This is a genomic window from Sandaracinus amylolyticus (genome assembly GCF_021631985.1).
In the GTDB taxonomy this organism is placed as follows: domain Bacteria; phylum Myxococcota_A; class Polyangia; order Polyangiales; family Sandaracinaceae; genus Sandaracinus; species Sandaracinus amylolyticus_A.
In genome coordinates, this window is record NZ_CP070225.1 from 9,914,076 (window position 1) to 9,928,466 (window position 14,391).

The 14,391-nt window shown below is 71.2% G+C and carries 15 protein-coding genes; 10 read left to right on the plus strand and 5 right to left on the minus strand.

Translation table 11 applies throughout. From position 1 onward, the window contains the following. Positions 1-9 precede the first annotated feature (9 nt). Both I5071_RS42120 and I5071_RS42125 read left to right on the plus strand, forming a co-directional pair. Positions 10-573, plus strand: coding sequence for a Uma2 family endonuclease (locus tag I5071_RS42120; protein ID WP_236519051.1), 564 nt, complete (start codon positions 10-12; stop codon positions 571-573). An 82-nt stretch (positions 574-655) separates the two neighbouring features. After that, positions 656-1,132, plus strand: a complete 477-nt coding sequence (locus I5071_RS42125; RefSeq protein WP_236519052.1) for a peroxiredoxin — start codon at positions 656-658, stop codon at positions 1,130-1,132. An 87-nt stretch (positions 1,133-1,219) separates the two neighbouring features. Here the strand turns inward: I5071_RS42125 and I5071_RS42130 are convergent, their stop codons facing one another. After that, positions 1,220-2,695 carry a serine/threonine protein kinase gene (locus I5071_RS42130; protein WP_236519053.1) on the minus strand — a complete coding sequence of 492 codons (1,476 nt, stop codon included), beginning with the start codon at positions 2,693-2,695 and terminating at the stop codon, positions 1,220-1,222. A 195-nt stretch (positions 2,696-2,890) separates the two neighbouring features. On the opposite strand from I5071_RS42130, the gene rpe reads away from it, so the two are divergent. Both rpe and I5071_RS46910 read left to right on the plus strand, forming a co-directional pair. After that, the gene (gene rpe / locus I5071_RS42135) at positions 2,891-3,565 is read left to right on the plus strand and encodes a ribulose-phosphate 3-epimerase (protein WP_236519054.1); all 675 of its coding nucleotides are present in this window, start codon (positions 2,891-2,893) and stop codon (positions 3,563-3,565) included. After that, positions 3,562-4,968: a sigma 54-interacting transcriptional regulator gene (locus I5071_RS46910; protein ID WP_329611115.1), complete on the plus strand. Its 1,407-nt coding sequence runs from the start codon at positions 3,562-3,564 to the stop codon at positions 4,966-4,968. The genes rpe and I5071_RS46910 overlap by 4 nt, the downstream gene beginning before the upstream one ends. 87 nt (positions 4,969-5,055) lie before the next feature. Here I5071_RS46910 and I5071_RS42150 read toward each other — a convergent pair whose 3' ends face one another. After that, positions 5,056-5,535, minus strand: a complete 480-nt coding sequence (locus I5071_RS42150) for a hypothetical protein (RefSeq protein WP_236519055.1) — start codon at positions 5,533-5,535, stop codon at positions 5,056-5,058. 290 nt (positions 5,536-5,825) lie between these two features. Here I5071_RS42150 and I5071_RS42155 point away from each other — a divergent pair, with 290 nt between their 5' ends. The 5 genes from I5071_RS42155 to I5071_RS42175 all read left to right on the plus strand — a co-directional run bounded on the left by I5071_RS42155 (position 5,826) and on the right by I5071_RS42175 (position 10,056). After that, positions 5,826-6,626, plus strand: a complete 801-nt coding sequence (locus tag I5071_RS42155; protein ID WP_236519056.1) for an NAD-dependent epimerase/dehydratase family protein — start codon at positions 5,826-5,828, stop codon at positions 6,624-6,626. Positions 6,627-6,780: 154 nt separating this feature from the next. Continuing rightward, the gene (locus I5071_RS42160; protein ID WP_236519057.1) at positions 6,781-8,016 is read left to right on the plus strand and encodes a hypothetical protein; all 1,236 of its coding nucleotides are present in this window, start codon (positions 6,781-6,783) and stop codon (positions 8,014-8,016) included. 38 nt (positions 8,017-8,054) lie between these two features. Further along, complete coding sequence (locus I5071_RS42165; RefSeq protein WP_236519058.1) at positions 8,055-9,272, plus strand: L,D-transpeptidase family protein; 1,218 nt, start codon at positions 8,055-8,057, stop codon at positions 9,270-9,272. Further along, on the plus strand, positions 9,269-9,667 hold the full coding sequence (locus I5071_RS42170) for a hypothetical protein (protein ID WP_236519059.1): 399 nt from the start codon (positions 9,269-9,271) through the stop codon (positions 9,665-9,667). Before I5071_RS42165 ends, I5071_RS42170 begins: the two co-directional genes overlap by 4 nt. Before the next feature lie 11 nt (positions 9,668-9,678). Further along, the gene (locus I5071_RS42175; protein WP_236519060.1) at positions 9,679-10,056 is read left to right on the plus strand and encodes a hypothetical protein; all 378 of its coding nucleotides are present in this window, start codon (positions 9,679-9,681) and stop codon (positions 10,054-10,056) included. On the opposite strand, the gene I5071_RS42180 is transcribed toward I5071_RS42175, so the two are convergent. Next, positions 10,057-11,274, minus strand: a complete 1,218-nt coding sequence (locus tag I5071_RS42180) for an MFS transporter (RefSeq protein ID WP_236519061.1) — start codon at positions 11,272-11,274, stop codon at positions 10,057-10,059. A gap of 66 nt (positions 11,275-11,340) precedes the next feature. Here I5071_RS42180 and I5071_RS42185 point away from each other — a divergent pair, with 66 nt between their 5' ends. Continuing rightward, positions 11,341-11,844 carry a cyclic nucleotide-binding domain-containing protein gene (locus I5071_RS42185; RefSeq protein WP_236519062.1) on the plus strand — a complete coding sequence of 168 codons (504 nt, stop codon included), beginning with the start codon at positions 11,341-11,343 and terminating at the stop codon, positions 11,842-11,844. 58 nt (positions 11,845-11,902) lie between these two features. Here I5071_RS42185 and I5071_RS42190 read toward each other — a convergent pair whose 3' ends face one another. Together I5071_RS42190 and I5071_RS42195 are read right to left on the minus strand one after the other, a co-directional pair. Next, positions 11,903-13,789: a c-type cytochrome domain-containing protein gene (locus tag I5071_RS42190; protein WP_236519063.1), complete on the minus strand. Its 1,887-nt coding sequence runs from the start codon at positions 13,787-13,789 to the stop codon at positions 11,903-11,905. 309 nt (positions 13,790-14,098) lie between these two features. Continuing rightward, entirely contained in the window at positions 14,099-14,323 is a 225-nt protein-coding gene (locus tag I5071_RS42195; RefSeq protein ID WP_236519064.1) for a hypothetical protein, read from the minus strand. Between the last annotated feature and the right edge of the window lie 68 nt (positions 14,324-14,391).

Sequence of the window (14,391 nt, forward strand, 5' to 3'; positions counted from 1 at the left end):
GCTTTCGTGATGGCCACGGCTCCGCTCCCGAAGCTCTCCTACGCCGAGTACCTCGCGCTCGAGTCGAAGGGCGACGTGCGCCACGAGTACCTCCGCGGCGAGGTCTGGGCGATGGCGGGCGGAACGCCCGAGCACGGCCGCATCCAGGTCGCGCTCGCGGCGGAGATCCGTCGTGCGCTCGGTCGGCGCCCGTGCGTGGTCCTCTCTTCGGACGTTCGCGTCCGGATCGATGCATCCGACCGCACCACGTATCCCGATCTCTCGGTCGTGTGTGGAAAGCGAGAAGTGTCTGCGATCGACCCGCATGCGATCACGAACCCGGTCGTGATCGTCGAGGTCCTCTCGGAGTCGAGCGAGCGCGCGGATCGGGGCGAGAAGTTCGCGCACTACCGTCGTCTGAGCTCGCTCCAGGAGTACGTGCTCGTCGCGCAAGAGGCGCGTCGCATCGAGGTCTTCCGGCGCAGCACGGAGGGTTGGGTGCTCACCGAGGCCGGTCCCGGCGAGCAGCTCGTGCTCACGTCGATCGACGCGACGATCGCCGTCGACGACGTCTACTTCGACCCGACCGCGTGATCGGCGACGTCGCGCGCGACCGTGTCGTCGTGGCCGTGTCCCGAGTTTCGGAATGCGCGCACCGCTGGAGTATGATGCGCGCGTGCTCGCTGTTGGCACGCCCGCGCCCGTGTTCCTCGCTCGCACGACGCGCGGCGACTCGATCTCGCTCCGCGAGCTCCACGGCCGGATCGTGGTGCTCTACTTCTTCCGGCGCGCGTTCACGCCGAACTGCACCGTCGAGACGAAGGGCTTCCGCGACAACTACGCGGAGCTCGCGCAGCTCGGCAGCGAGGTCGTCGGCGTCTCGTGCGACGACTACGCGACCCAGTGCCGTTTCGCGGGGGCGCACGACGTGCGCTTCCCGATGATCGCCGACGAGGATCGCAGCATCTCGCGCGCCTACGACGTCTTCTTCCCGATCCTGCCGCTCAGCCACCGCGTCACGTACGTCATCGATCGCGAAGCGGTGATCGCCGGCGTGTTCAACCACGAGTTCCAGGTCGTGAAGCACCTCGACGAGGTCGTTCGCTTCACGCGCGAGCTCGCGATGCGCAGCAAGCTCCCGCCCTCGCGCTGAGCCCCGCAGCAAGCGAGCAAGCGGGTCGGGGACCCGCGCGCAGCTCGAGGGGTCGAGAGGGGAGGCGCGCAGCCTCCCCCGGGTGAATCAGTGCGGGATGAGCCCCGCGAACCACGCCGCCGCGGCACCACCGGCCGCGAGCGCGATCGCGATCCCGACGTACACCGCCGCGCTGCTCTTCTTCTGCGGCGGCGCGCTCACCCGCTCCGGCACCACCGGCGCGACGCGCTGCTGCACGATCTGCGGCTGCGCGACCGGCTCGGGCGTGGGCCGCGACACCTCGGGCGCGCTCGCTCGCGGCGGCGTCGGCTCGGGCAGGTCTTCGAGCACCGACGCGAGATCCCCCGCGCGTGCATCCTCGATCCCCGACTCGCGCCAGCCGGGCTCGCTCTTGCTGCTCGTCCCGCGCCCGATCGCGCCGACCACGTCCTCGTCGTCGCTGAACCAGTCGGCGGGGTTCTCGAACGAACCCGCATCGAGCGGCTTCGCGCCCTCGCTCATGTCTTCCGGCGAGAGCCCCGCCGCGCCCGGCGCGTTCGGCGCGAGCGGATCGCTCATGTCGTCGAGCGACGTGAAGCGCAGCAGCTCTTCCTGGATCAGCCGATCGATGATCGACGCCTCGCGCGGACCACCGGTCTTCGCCGCCTTCTTCGCGTCGATGACGCCCTTCACGAGCGTCGCGATGTCGAACGAGTTCACCTTCAGCTGCTTGCCGAAGAGGTACCCGCTGAACGCATCGCCCATCTCGCGCGCGGTCTGGTAGCGCTCCTCCTTGTTCCTCGCGAGCGCCTTGCCGAGCACGGCCTCGAGGTCCGCGTCGACCTCGGGGTTCAAGCGCGCGAGCGACGGGATGTTCGCCTGCTGCACCAGCTTGACCGTCTGGTAGTCGGTCTCGCCGAGGAACAGACGACGACCCGCGAGCATCTCCCAGAGCACGATGCCGAGCGCGAAGATGTCGGTGCGCGCGTCGACCGGCTCGCCCATCGCGGCCTCGGGCGAGAGGTACGAGAACTTCCCCTTCACCACGCCGGGATCGGTCTTCTCGAGCTGCGTCGTCGCCTTCGCGAGGCCGAAGTCCGTGACCTTCACCTCGCCGCGCTTCGACAGGAGGATGTTCGGCGGCGAGATGTCGCGATGGACGATGTGCAGGTCCTCGCCCTCTTCGCTCTGCAGCTCGTGCGCGAACGAGAGGCCCGCGCACGCCTGGAGGCACAGGTAGACCGCCTCCTTCACGCCGATGCGCCGGCCCTGCTGCCGGTACTGTTCGATGACGGTCTTCAGATTGCAGCCGTCCACGAACTCCATGACGATGAAGTACGTGTTGTCGGCCGCGCCGATATCGAACACCGTCACGATGTTCGCGTGCGTGAGGCGCGCACCGAGCCGCGCCTCGTCGAGGAACATCGAGATGAAGTTCTTGTTCTGCGCGAGGTGAGGCAGAACGCGCTTGATCGCGACCTGCTTCTTGAAGCCCTGGACGGAGAGCGACTCGCCCTTGAACACCTCCGCCATGCCTCCGGCTTCGAGGCGCTCGGTGACGCGATATCGCTGCTCTGCGGCCATGAACTCCTCGCGCGCCCCGCGCGGCTCTCACGACGCCGAGCGGGCGCGATCGCCCCGTGATCCGGGGTCGAGGCGCGATTGTAGGAACGCACGTGAAATACAGCAAGCAATGCGTGAGACACGCCGAATCCCTTGGAATTGAAGGTGTTCGGAGCGCCTTGACCGGAGCCGTTCGGGCGGCTTGACTGACGCCCGGTGACACGCCCGGTGCTGCTCGCTCCCTCGATCCTCTCGGCCGACTTCGCGCGGCTCGGAGAGGAGGTCCGCGCCCTCGACGCTGCTGGCGCGGACTGGATCCACGTCGACGTGATGGACGGTCGCTTCGTCCCGAACATCACGATCGGACCGCCCGTCGTCGCGGCGCTGCGACGCATCACGAAGTCGCCGCTCGACGTGCACCTGATGATCGTCGAGCCGGAGCGCTGGGTCGACGCGTTCGCCGAGGCGGGCGCCGACGTGATCACGGTGCACGCCGAGGCGACCACGCACCTGCACCGCACGCTCCAGGCGATCCGCGCGGCGGGGAAGAAGGCGGGCGTCTCGCTCAACCCGCACACGCCCGAGGACGTGCTGCGCTACGTGATCGGCGATCTCGATCTCGTGCTCGTGATGAGCGTGAACCCGGGCTTCGGCGGGCAGTCGTTCATCCCCGAGGTGCTCCCCAAGATCACGAAGCTGCGCGCGATGATCGACGCATCGGGCAAGGACGTCCGGCTCGAGGTCGACGGCGGCATCAAGGTGGGCACCGCGTCGCGCGTGGTCGCGGCGGGCGCCGACGTGCTCGTCGCGGGCAACGCGGTGTTCGCTGGCGGCGACTATGCCGCGTCGATCGCCGCGCTCCGCGCGGACGCGTCGAGAGGTTCTCTGTGAGCCAGGATACGAACCCCGCTCTGACCACCATCTTCGTCGAGGATCGCGCCACCAAGCGCCGCTTGCGCAAGGCGCGGCTCGTGGTCTCGGAAGGGCCCGATCGCGGCAAGGATCTCTCGATCGAGCGCGAGCGCATCACCGTGGGCCGCAGCGTGATCTGCGACATGGTGCTCGCGGACAAGGCGGTCAGCGGCACGCACTTCGAGGTGGTCGCGAACGAGCAGGGCTTCCTGCTGCGCGACCTCGACTCGACGAACGGCACGTTCTGCGGCGCGTCGGCGTCGAGCGAGGCGCTGCGCATCCGCGAGGTCTGGATCAAGCCGGGCGCGACGATCCGCGTCGGGCAGACACAGATCCGCTTCGAGCCGGTCCAGGGGACCGTGGACATCGACCTCTCGAGCGACGATCGCTTCTTCGAGCTCGTCGGCAAGAGCGTGCGGATGCGCGAGATCTTCGCGACGCTCGCGAAGGTCGGTCCCACCGAGCTCACGGTGTTGATCCGCGGCGAGACCGGCACCGGCAAGGAGCTCGTCGCGCGCGCGCTCCATCGCGCGTCGCGCCGCACGTCGTCGCCGCTCGTGGTGCAGGACTGCTCGGCGATCCCCAAGGAGCTGATCGAGAGCACGCTCTTCGGGCACGAGCGCGGCGCGTTCACGGGCGCGACCGATCGTCACCGCGGCAGCTTCGAGCAGGCGGACGGCGGGACGATCTTCCTCGACGAGCTCGGCGAGCTCGACCTCGCGCTCCAGCCGAAGCTGCTGCGCGTCCTCGAGAACCGCGAGATCAAGCGCGTCGGCGGCGATCGAACGATCCCGGTGAACGTGCGCGTGGTCGCGGCGACGAACCGCGACCTCCGGCAGATGGTCAACGAGGGCACGTTCCGCGAGGACCTCTACTACCGGCTCAGCGTGGTGCAGATCGATCTGCCGCCGCTCCGCGAGCGCCCCGAGGACGTGCCGCTGCTGGTCGAGCACTTCCTCTCCGACGTCGCGTCGCGACGATGGCCCGGCGAGGCGCGTCGCTTCACGATCACGGCCGACGCGATGTCGCGGCTGCAGGCCTACCCGTGGCCCGGCAACATCCGCGAGCTGAAGAACACGGTCGAGCGCGCCGCGTCGCTCGCCGACGGCACCGAGCTCGGGGTGCGCGACCTCTTGCCGAGCTCGCAGAAGACGCCGCCGGTGCCGCTGCCCGGCGGCAACGCCGAGAAGTTCGTCGAGGAGGGCCTGCCCTTCAAGGAAGCGAAGCAGCGCGTGCTCGACGCGTTCGAGGCCACGTACCTCAAGGCGCTGCTCGACAAGCACGGCGGCAACGTGACCCGCAGCGCGAACGCCGCGGGCCTGACGCGCTACCACCTGCGCGAGCTCGCGAAGCGCTACGGCATCCGCGACACCGGCGAGTGATCAGTCCAGCTGGAGTGCTCGCCAGCGCAGGACCCGTGCGGAGCACGTGGCCCCTGAGCGGGCGAGCCGATGTTGGTTGGACACTCTTCACTGCTGAACGAGCGAGGCGGGCGCGAAGTGTCGCTCCGCCGCGCTCCGGTGCACCGTCGAGGGGAGCCAGTGGCAGCCCTCGCCCTGGCACACCAGCACGTAGGTCGCGCGCACGCCGCAGCCCACCACGCCGCGGCTCGACGCGCCGAGCGTGACCACCTCGAGATCCGCGACCGGGCACTCGAGCTCGAAGCTCGCGCGGATCGCGAGATCGTCGATCGCGATCCACTCGCAGGCGCGCGTGCCCTCGCACACGCTGCGGTACTCGCGCTGCGCGCCGCATCCCGCGGCGGCCACGTGACGGGGCGCGAGCTCGACCAACGACGCGCGCTCGCACCCGAGGTCGACGCGCGCCCGCGCGAGGAGCTCGGCGCGTGTCTCGCCGCGCGCTGGGAGTGGGCTCGCGACCGGCGCGCGCACCGCGCATCCCGCCACCAACGCCCACGCGAGCGCCATTCCGATCGTTCTCCGCCGCATCGTCCCCTCCGCTGCGTGCCTGCGCGCGAGCATCTCACGAAGCGCGACGATCAGCGTGACCCGCGGAGCGATTTCGTGCTCGGATGAGCGCGTGGACGTGCTGGTCATCGGCGGCTCGCGCTTCATGGGAAGACAGCTCGCCGCGCGCCTGGTCGCGCACGGAGTGCGCACGACGCTGCTGAACCGCGGGGACGCACGAGGACGGGCTCGGCGCGAACGTCGAGCGCCTCGTCGCGGATCGCACGAACGAGAGCTTCGATCGTGCGCTCGACGGGCGCCGCTTCGACGCGGTGATCGACTTCGCGGGCTACACAGCGGACGACCTCGCGCGCGCCGTGCGCGTGCTCTCGGGCAGGGTCGGGCACTACCTCTTCGTGAGCACCGGACAGGTGTACCTGGTGCGCGAGGGATGCCCCTCTCCCTCGCGCGAAGAAGACGCCGACGGTCCGTTGGTCGCGCCCCCGGAGCACCCGTTCGATCGCGAGGAGTACGAGTACGGCATCGGCAAGCGCGAGGCCGAGGGCGTGCTCGCGCGCGCGCACCAGGACACCGGGTTCCCTGCGACGTGCGTGCGGATCCCGATGGTGCACGGCCCGAACGATCCGCACCGGCGCATCGAGCGCGTGATCGCGCGCGTGCTCGACGGCGGCCCGGTGCTCGCGCCGCGCCCCCACGCGACGGTGCGGCACGTCCACGGGCCGACGATCGCATCGATGCTGGTGTCGATGATCGGAGTGCGGCGGATGATGGGGCGCGCGTTCAACGTCGCGCCTTCGGAGCCCACGACGGTGTGCGCGTTCCTCGAGCGCATCGTGCGTCACCTCGGGAGCGACGCGCCGGTGGTGCCGGTCGACGACGCGGTGCTCGCGTCCTCCGGGCTGCGCGCCGAGGACGTGTGCCCGATCGGCGGGCGCTGGATGTCGGTGCTCGATCCGGCGCGCGCGGTGCGCGAGCTCGGGCTCGTGCATCCGCCGGCCGACGTGTGGCTGCCCGGCGTGATCGACGCGGTGCTCGCGACGATGGGTCGCGAGCCGCTGCCCGATCTCGCGCATCGTGATCGCGAGCGCGCGGTCGCCGCGGCGCGGCGCTGAGCACGCCAACTCGGTTGTCGCTCGACCGGGTCGAGCATCCCGAGAATCCGCACGAATTGCACGGATCGCCAACTCGGTTGGCGGTGCGTTGTGCGGGGCGACCGAGGTTCGCGAGGCCCGCGCGGGCGGCTCGTTCGTTGCTCGGCTGCGTCCCATGCATCGACGAACAGCGATCCTCGGGGTGTTGGCCTTCGCCCTCGCGGGCTGCGCGACCGAGATCGAGCGCACGACCGCGGAGGGCTGCCGCGTGATCGAGACGCACGATCGGGCCGCAGCGGAGTCGCCGCGCGGGCTCGACGTCGTCATCGCGGTGGACTCCTCGCCGGCGAGCGCACCGCTGCGATCGGCGCTCGCCGCGCGCGCCGCGTCGATCGCGCGCTCGGTGGTCACGCGCGCCGAGGCGGGCGACCTGCGCCGCCTGACGCGCGACGTGCGGATCACCGTGGTCGGTGGTGACCTCGGCTGCGATGCCACACCGAGCGAGCCTCCGCGGGCACGCACCCGGCCCTCGAGCGGCGGGCCCGCGACCTGCGCCGCGGAGTACGCGCCGCAGCAGGAGTGGCCCGCGCAGGGCTCCGAGGCGATCGCGAGCGCGGTCGAGTGCCTCGCGTGGGCCACCGATACGTGCGACGCGCAGCGGCCGATGCTCGCGGCGCTCGACGCGGTGAGCGGCATCGAGGGCGTGCGCCGCGACGGCTCGGCCCTGCTCGTCTACGTCGTGAGCGCGGTCGACGAAGCGCCGGGGCTCGAGGTCGAGGAGATCCGCCCGCGCGTCGACAGGCTGGGGCCGTTCGTGGTCGAGCTCGGGGTGGTCGCGGGCGTGCCCGGCGATCTCGATCCGCTCTCGAGCCCCACGGCGATCACCGACGGGCTGCGTGATCCGCGCTTCGAGGGCGGCACCGCGTGCGCGATCGAGGGCGCGAGCGTGCCCACCACGCCGCGGCTCCTCGCGCTCGCTGCCGAGGCTGGCCACGCCGGGTTCGGGTCGGCGTTCGCGAGCTCGCTCTGCGGGCCGGTCCCGCCGGCGGCGACCAGGATCGCGAGCTCGGGCCTCTCGGCCCTCTGCCTCTCGCGGATCCCGGCGGTCGATCCGCTCACGTCGTTGACCCGCTGCACCGTCACCGAGACGCCGCTCGACGACCTGTCCGCCACGCCGTGCGCCGATCGGATCGGGCGCGATCCCACGCCGCTCGCGGTCGACGCCGAAGGGCGCGAGACCTGCGCGATCCTGCAGGTCGCGACGGAGGACGAGGACGGGTTCTTCGTCGGCGCGCCGAGCGAGACGTGCGGCGATCAGCCGGCGATCCGACCGACCGTCGCGCTCGAGCCGCACGTCCTGCTCGACATCCGCTGCATCACGCGCCTCGACACGATGCCCGGCTGCGAGTGAAGTTGGGATCGCGCGCGCGCCGCGGCATACTCGGCGCGATGCGTCGGGCGTCGATGTGCGCAGTCGCGATCGGCGTCGCCTTCGTGGCGCTCGCGCGCGCGCAGTCGACGCCTCTCGCGATCCCGGCGCGCTCGCTCGAGGTGGTCGCGAGCGGGGTGACCATCCGCGCCGCGCCATCCACGCGCGCTGCGCGACGCGGCACAGTGCGCGTCGGAACGCGCCTGCCGATCGAAGCGCGCGTGCACGGCGAAGGGTGTCCCGGCGGCGACTGGTACCGTGTCAGCGACGATGCGTTCGTCTGCAGCTCGCTGGTGCGCCCGAGCGCGGAGATCCCCGGCGGCGAAGAAGTGCCGGTGGTCGCGCCCGGCTCGCTCTTGCCGCGCGCGTACGCGTTCGTCGGCGTCGACGGCACCTGGGCCTACTCGCGGCCGAGCGACTACTTCCTCGACGACTGGACCGAGTCGCTGGGACGTGGGTTCGGGATCGCGATCACCGAGGTGCAGAGCTACGAGGGCGTCACGTTCGTGCGCAGCCTCGGTGGGCTCTGGGTGCCCGACGATCAGCTGCGCCGCGCGCGCGGGAGCGACTTCGAGGGCGTCGAGCTGCAGGGCGCGCTCGATGTCGCGTGGGTCGCGCGCGCGGGCGCGATCGTGCGCGCGTGGGACGGTCGGCGCGCGGGACGCGAGGTGCGTCGCGCCGGACGTCGCGAGCGGGTGCGCGTGATCGAGGAGCTGCCGCGCGGTCTGGTGCGCATCGACGACGGAGTGATCGCGTCGCGCGATCTGCAGCGGCCGCGCGCCGCGACGCCGCCCGATGGGCTCGGCGAGCTCGAGCGATGGATCGACGTCGACGTCGCGACGCAGACGCTCGTGCTCTACGAGGGCGTGCGCCCGCTCTTCGCGACGCTGGTCTCGACCGGTCGCCCCGGGCCCGGCAGCGACACGCCGACCGGCACGTTCCGCATCTGGGTGAAGCTCGCGGAGGACACGATGGACGACCTCGAGCGCACCGATCAGGAGAGCAACTACGCGATCGAAGCGGTGCCCTGGGTGCAGTACTTCGCGGAGGGCGTGGGGCTGCACGCAGCGTTCTGGCACGACGACTTCGGTCGGCGCCGCAGCCACGGGTGCGTGAACCTCGCGCCGCGCGACGCACGTCGTCTCTTCGGGATCACCGAGCCCGCGCTCCCGCCCGGATGGGACGCGATCCTCCCGACGACGGCGCGCCCCGGGACGCTGGTGCGGGTGCGCGATTGAGAGTGATCGCGGTGCTCGCGATCCTGCTCGTCGCGTGTGGGCCCGACGTGCGACGCCAGCGCGCGGAGCACACGGTCGAGCTCGCGACACGCGCGATCGCGCTGGTCGACGAGACCAGCGGCGGCGAGATCGCGAGCACGCCCGAGCTCACGCGGGCGCGCGACGACGCGGGGCGCTGGCTCGAGCAGAGCGAGCAGGCGATCGACGCATGGCCGGGCACCGGCTCGCTCGCGTTCGAGACGATGGTGCCGTGCCTCGGTCGCTCGCTCGGCGTGCTGCGCGAGTCGCTCGCCCGCAACACGCGGCCGATCCCCGAGTCGCTGCGCCAGGCCGAGGCGCTCGCGCGCACCGCGACCGAGCGCCGCTGTGCACGGCGGCGCGCACGTTCGGAGTAGCATCGGGGTCGATGAAGCGCGCGCTGGTGATCGTCGTCCTCTCGCTCGCGGGATGCGGGCCCGATGCACGTCGGGTCGACGCCGACGCGACGATTCAGAGCGCGCGCGCCGCGCTGATGCAGGTCGAGGAGACGAGCGGCGGAGAAGAGGCGCTGCGCGCACCGCTGGAGCGCTCGCGCGAGTGGCTCGAGCGCAGCGAAGAGGGCGTCGAGGTGTGGGGCTCGAGCGGCTCGCTCGCCTACGAGACCGCCGCGACGTGTCTCGGTGTCGCGCTGGGTCAGCTGCGCGATGCGCTCGTCGCGCGAGGGCACGACGTGCCCACCGATCTCGAGGAGGCCGAGGCCGGAGCGCTCGCCGCGAGCGAGCGTCCCTGCGCGACCCGCCGCTGATCACGCCTTCTTCGCGAAGGTGCCGACCATCAGCGCCCACACGACCGAGATCGCGAGGCCCACGCCGAAGATCCCGAGGTAGCCCGCGCGCTCCGCGAGCCAGCCCGACGCGAGCGAGAGCGGCGACTTGCCGAGCACCTCGACCGTCGCGAGCAGCGTGAAGTGGCTCGCGCCCACCTCGCGATCGACGCGCGACATCATGAACGCGAACATCGTCGTGGTGAGCATCCCGCCGAAGAAGTGCTCGGCCATCGTGGTCGCGATCACGACGGGCGCGCCGAACGCGCTCAGCGTCGCGAGCACCACGACCACCGCGAGCGGCACCGCGCGGAGCACGCCCGCGATGCGCAGCGCGCGCGCGATCTCGACGTGCGTCGCGAGCCAACCGCCCGCGACCGAGCCCGCGATCGACGCGGCCATGCCCCAGGTGCCGAGCCAGAGCCCGAGGTCCTCGCGCGCGAAGCCGTGGTCGACGAGGAAGGGCGAGAACATCGGATCGATCAGCGACTCGCCCATCTTGTAGGTCGCGACGATCACGAGGAGCCATCCGGCCCCAGGGCGCGCCATCGCGCGACGCAGCGTGCCCAGCACCTGCCGCATCGACGTGTGTGCGGAGGTGCTCTCTCGCCCGTCGGCGTCGGGCGCACGGCGCGCGCCGGGCTCCAGCGTGAGCAGGGTGAGCACGAGCGCGACGACGACCAGCGCGGCCATCGCGACGAAGTGGCCCTGCCATCCGATCCATCGGCTCGCCCAGAGCAGCAGGCCGCCGCCGATCAGCATCCCGGCCTTGAACCCGACGACCTGCACCGCGTTGCCGTGCCCGAGCTCGCGCTCGCGCAGCACGTCGACCGCGAGGCCGTCGACCGCGACGTCCATCGTCGCCGCGAAGAGGTTCATCGCGAACACGGTCGCGAGCAGCGCGCCGAGCGCGCGCTCCGGTGGGAACGCCGCAGCGACGAGGCACGCCATCGCGAGGAGCGCCTGCATCGGAACGATCCACGAGCGACGCCGTCCGAAGCGCGACGAGCCGTACCGATCGACCAGCGGCGCCCACAGCACCTTGAGCATCCACGGCGCCGCGAGCGCGCCCGCGAAGCCGATCGCCGAGAGCGACACGCCCTCGCTCCGCAGGTACGCGCTCAGCGCCGACGCCTGGAACCCGTAGGGCAGGCCCTGGACGACGTAGAGGCACGCGAGGAGCAGCAGCGGAGAGCGCACGCGAGCGCGGTCTATCACGAGGCGGACGTCCCATCGCGGCCGCGGATGCTGGTACGCTCGCGCCGCGTGCTGGATCGTCGTCCCTCGAGCATCCCGAGCGGTGGCCGCCTCCTCGATCGCGCGGAGCAGGACGCGCTCGAGCGCGACATGGAGGCCATCGTCCTGCGCAGCCATCTCTTCAAGTCGCTCGACGACGCGGGGCGACAGCACCTGCTCGCGAGCGGCTTCGTGATGCGCTTCGACGACGGCGACGTGATCCTCCGCGAGGGCGATCCCGGCGACACGATGTACGTCGTCATGGAAGGCACGGTGCGCGTGGAGACGCGCACCCCGACCGGCACGCTGCAGCTCGCGGAGCTTGGTCGCGGCGCGTGCGTCGGCGAGGTCTCGGTGCTCTCGGGCGGGCCGCGCACGGCGACGGTCACCGCGATCACGCCGGTCACCGCGGTGACCTTCGCGCGGCATCGCATCGAGCGACTGCTCGCGGAGCACCCGAAGGTCCGCGCGCTCCTCGCGACGCTCGTCGAAGCGCGGGCGCGCGACACGATCGAGAAGATCCTCGGCTCGTAGACGGAAAACGAAAAGGGCGAGGCCGTGGCCTCGCCCTCTTCAGGTCAGTCCCTTCGCGTCAGGGATTCACGCATCCGCAGGGCGAGTTCTCGGTCGCCTCGGTGCACACCGGGCGGCCCACGCCGATCGAGCAGATGAGGTCGTCGAACTGATCCTCGAGCTCCTCGCGGGCCACGCGGCCGCTGCTGGTGGTCACGAGCGCTCGGAACGCGTTGCTCAGGTTGAAGTCGACGATGATCGCGTCGCGGACGCGGTCGGAGTCGAGCCAGACGAGCGCGGCGAGGTCGCGGAGGCCGCGGTCGACCTCGAGGTACGCGATGGCGGTGTCGGGCACCGGCTGCGAGCGGCCGTCGAGGCCGATGCGAGCACGCGCCGCACGGTAGTCGTCGCTGTCCGAGTCGAAGATCTCCATCAGCTGATCGTTCGGCGGGTGGGTGCTGAGCACGAGGTCACGCTCGGCGCCGCCCGGGCTCGTCGCGATGACGTGGGCGCGGATCTCGTCGTCGCGCGGGATGAGGCCGGCCGAGTCGTGGCATCCCATGCACGAGAGACCGGCGATGACCGAGCGGTCCGGCGTGCGCGGGTCGCTCACGATGGCCTGGGGCGCCGCGTTCTGGCGGAGGCCCGCCGCGTTCGCGATGTAGTAGCCCTGCAGCTGGTTCGGGAGCGAGAAGATGATCTCGCCGCCGTCCTCCACGAAGTCCACCGGGTTCTCGAAGATGTTCCCGGTGCCCGCGCTGTTCGCGAAGTCGAAGCTCGACCACACGTAGCCGCCGCCGGGCTGGCGATTGCGCTGGATCATGCGGTTCGACACCGAGACGCCCGAGACCCCGAAGCCGGCGCGGGTGAAGTCACCCTCGGCCTCGTCCTGCGCGTAGTTCACGCCGAGCTGCGCGAAGAGCTCCTGCGCGGTGCCCGGCAAGTCGAGGACCTCGTAGTAGAGCGGCGGCTGCGACGCGTTCGAGACGAACCAGTCGGCGAAGATGAACGGGATCTGCTCCGCGGTCTCTTCCTGGATGAACTCCTGCGCCGACGAGTCGAACGGGAACTCGATCGAGTTGTCGTCGTACTGCACGAAGTACGGGTAGTTCTCGACGATCTGATCCCAGGTCGCCGCGTTCCAGCCGTAGTCCTCGATGTCGATGCGCAGCACGGTGCGCGCGGTGTCGATCGGCTGCGGCGACACGACGCGCGTGCCCTGCGAGAGGTGGTTCACGAGCACGTCGACCGAGTCGCGGAGCTGGCTGAGCTCCGCCGAGCTCGCGCCGGCGTTCACGCGGTGCGCGAGGATGATGTAGCGCTTCGAGAGGCGCTCCGCGCGGTTGTCGAAGCGGCGCAGGTCGTCGGCGATCAGGTCCAGCACGTCGTCGACCGTCAGCTGCTCGGCGGGCGGCGGCGTGGGCGTGGTGTCGAACGGCGGCGCGCCACAGCGGATCCACGCCTCGAGCGAGCCCACCTGCGCGTCGGTCGGACGCGGGGTCGCGCCGGCGGGCGGCATCGCGCCGGTGGAGACGCGGCGGAAGATCGGCGAGTTCTCCGGATTGCCGGGGATGATGCGGCCGGTGCGCACGAGCGACGCGACGTCGTCGATGTTCGCGAGGCCGCCCGAGCCGACCTCACCGTGACAACGCGAGCACATCGTGGAGAAGAGCTCCTGCGTCTCGAGCGTCGACTCCTCGCACGTCTCACCGCCGGTGGGCGGCGGCGTTCCTCCGCCGTCCCAAGGGGGCGGAGCGGTTCCGCCATCTGCAGGCGGACGCGGGTTGGGGCCGGCCCCGCCGTCGATCACCGAGCCGGAGCAACCGGCGAGGATCACGACCGCGGCCACGGCGACGAAACGCGCGCTCGGGCGTCGCCCGGAGCGCTCGCTCGAGCACGAGGAATTCCATCCGTCCGCGAGCACCGGTGAATCCGGGCTCGCGACACCCTTCGCGAGATTCGACATGAGAGCAGCCTCCGCTCGCCCCGTTCAGCAACGTGCGTGCCTCGTGAGAATTCGCGCAATTCCCAACGAAAACGCGCGTAGCGAGGCGCGAGAGAGCGGCGCTTGATCCGTTCTCGACGCTCGACGCTCCGATGGAGACATCGAACCCCAAATCGAGCACCGGAGTCGTCGACTCGAACGCTCGTGCGCGAACGATCGAGTCGAGATGGCGGTGGGTGGAGGAGGCTGCCGAGGACGCGCGACCCCGCGTCGGCGTCTACTGAGTGTCGACGTCGTGTGATGTCGGGTCACGCGATCGCACGCGCGCGATCACGCGGCGTCGTCGGGCTCGTCGTGCACGCGATCGATGCTCGCGCGGCGCGATGCGCGCGCGAGTGGATCGAGCTCGCGCAGCCACGCGGATCGATCGCGCGCGCGGATCGGAACGACGTCGCTCTCCCGACTGCGCGGCGAGCTCCTCGGTGCGCGCCCCGACGCGACATGGCTCCCGAGCGCGACGGTGCAGAGCACCGACGCGCGCATCGACTTCGACATGCGCTCCTCCTCGCCTTCCCGATGCGGCGTGTTCTGGACGGGCGTCTAGGGACGCGGACTGGCTCGCA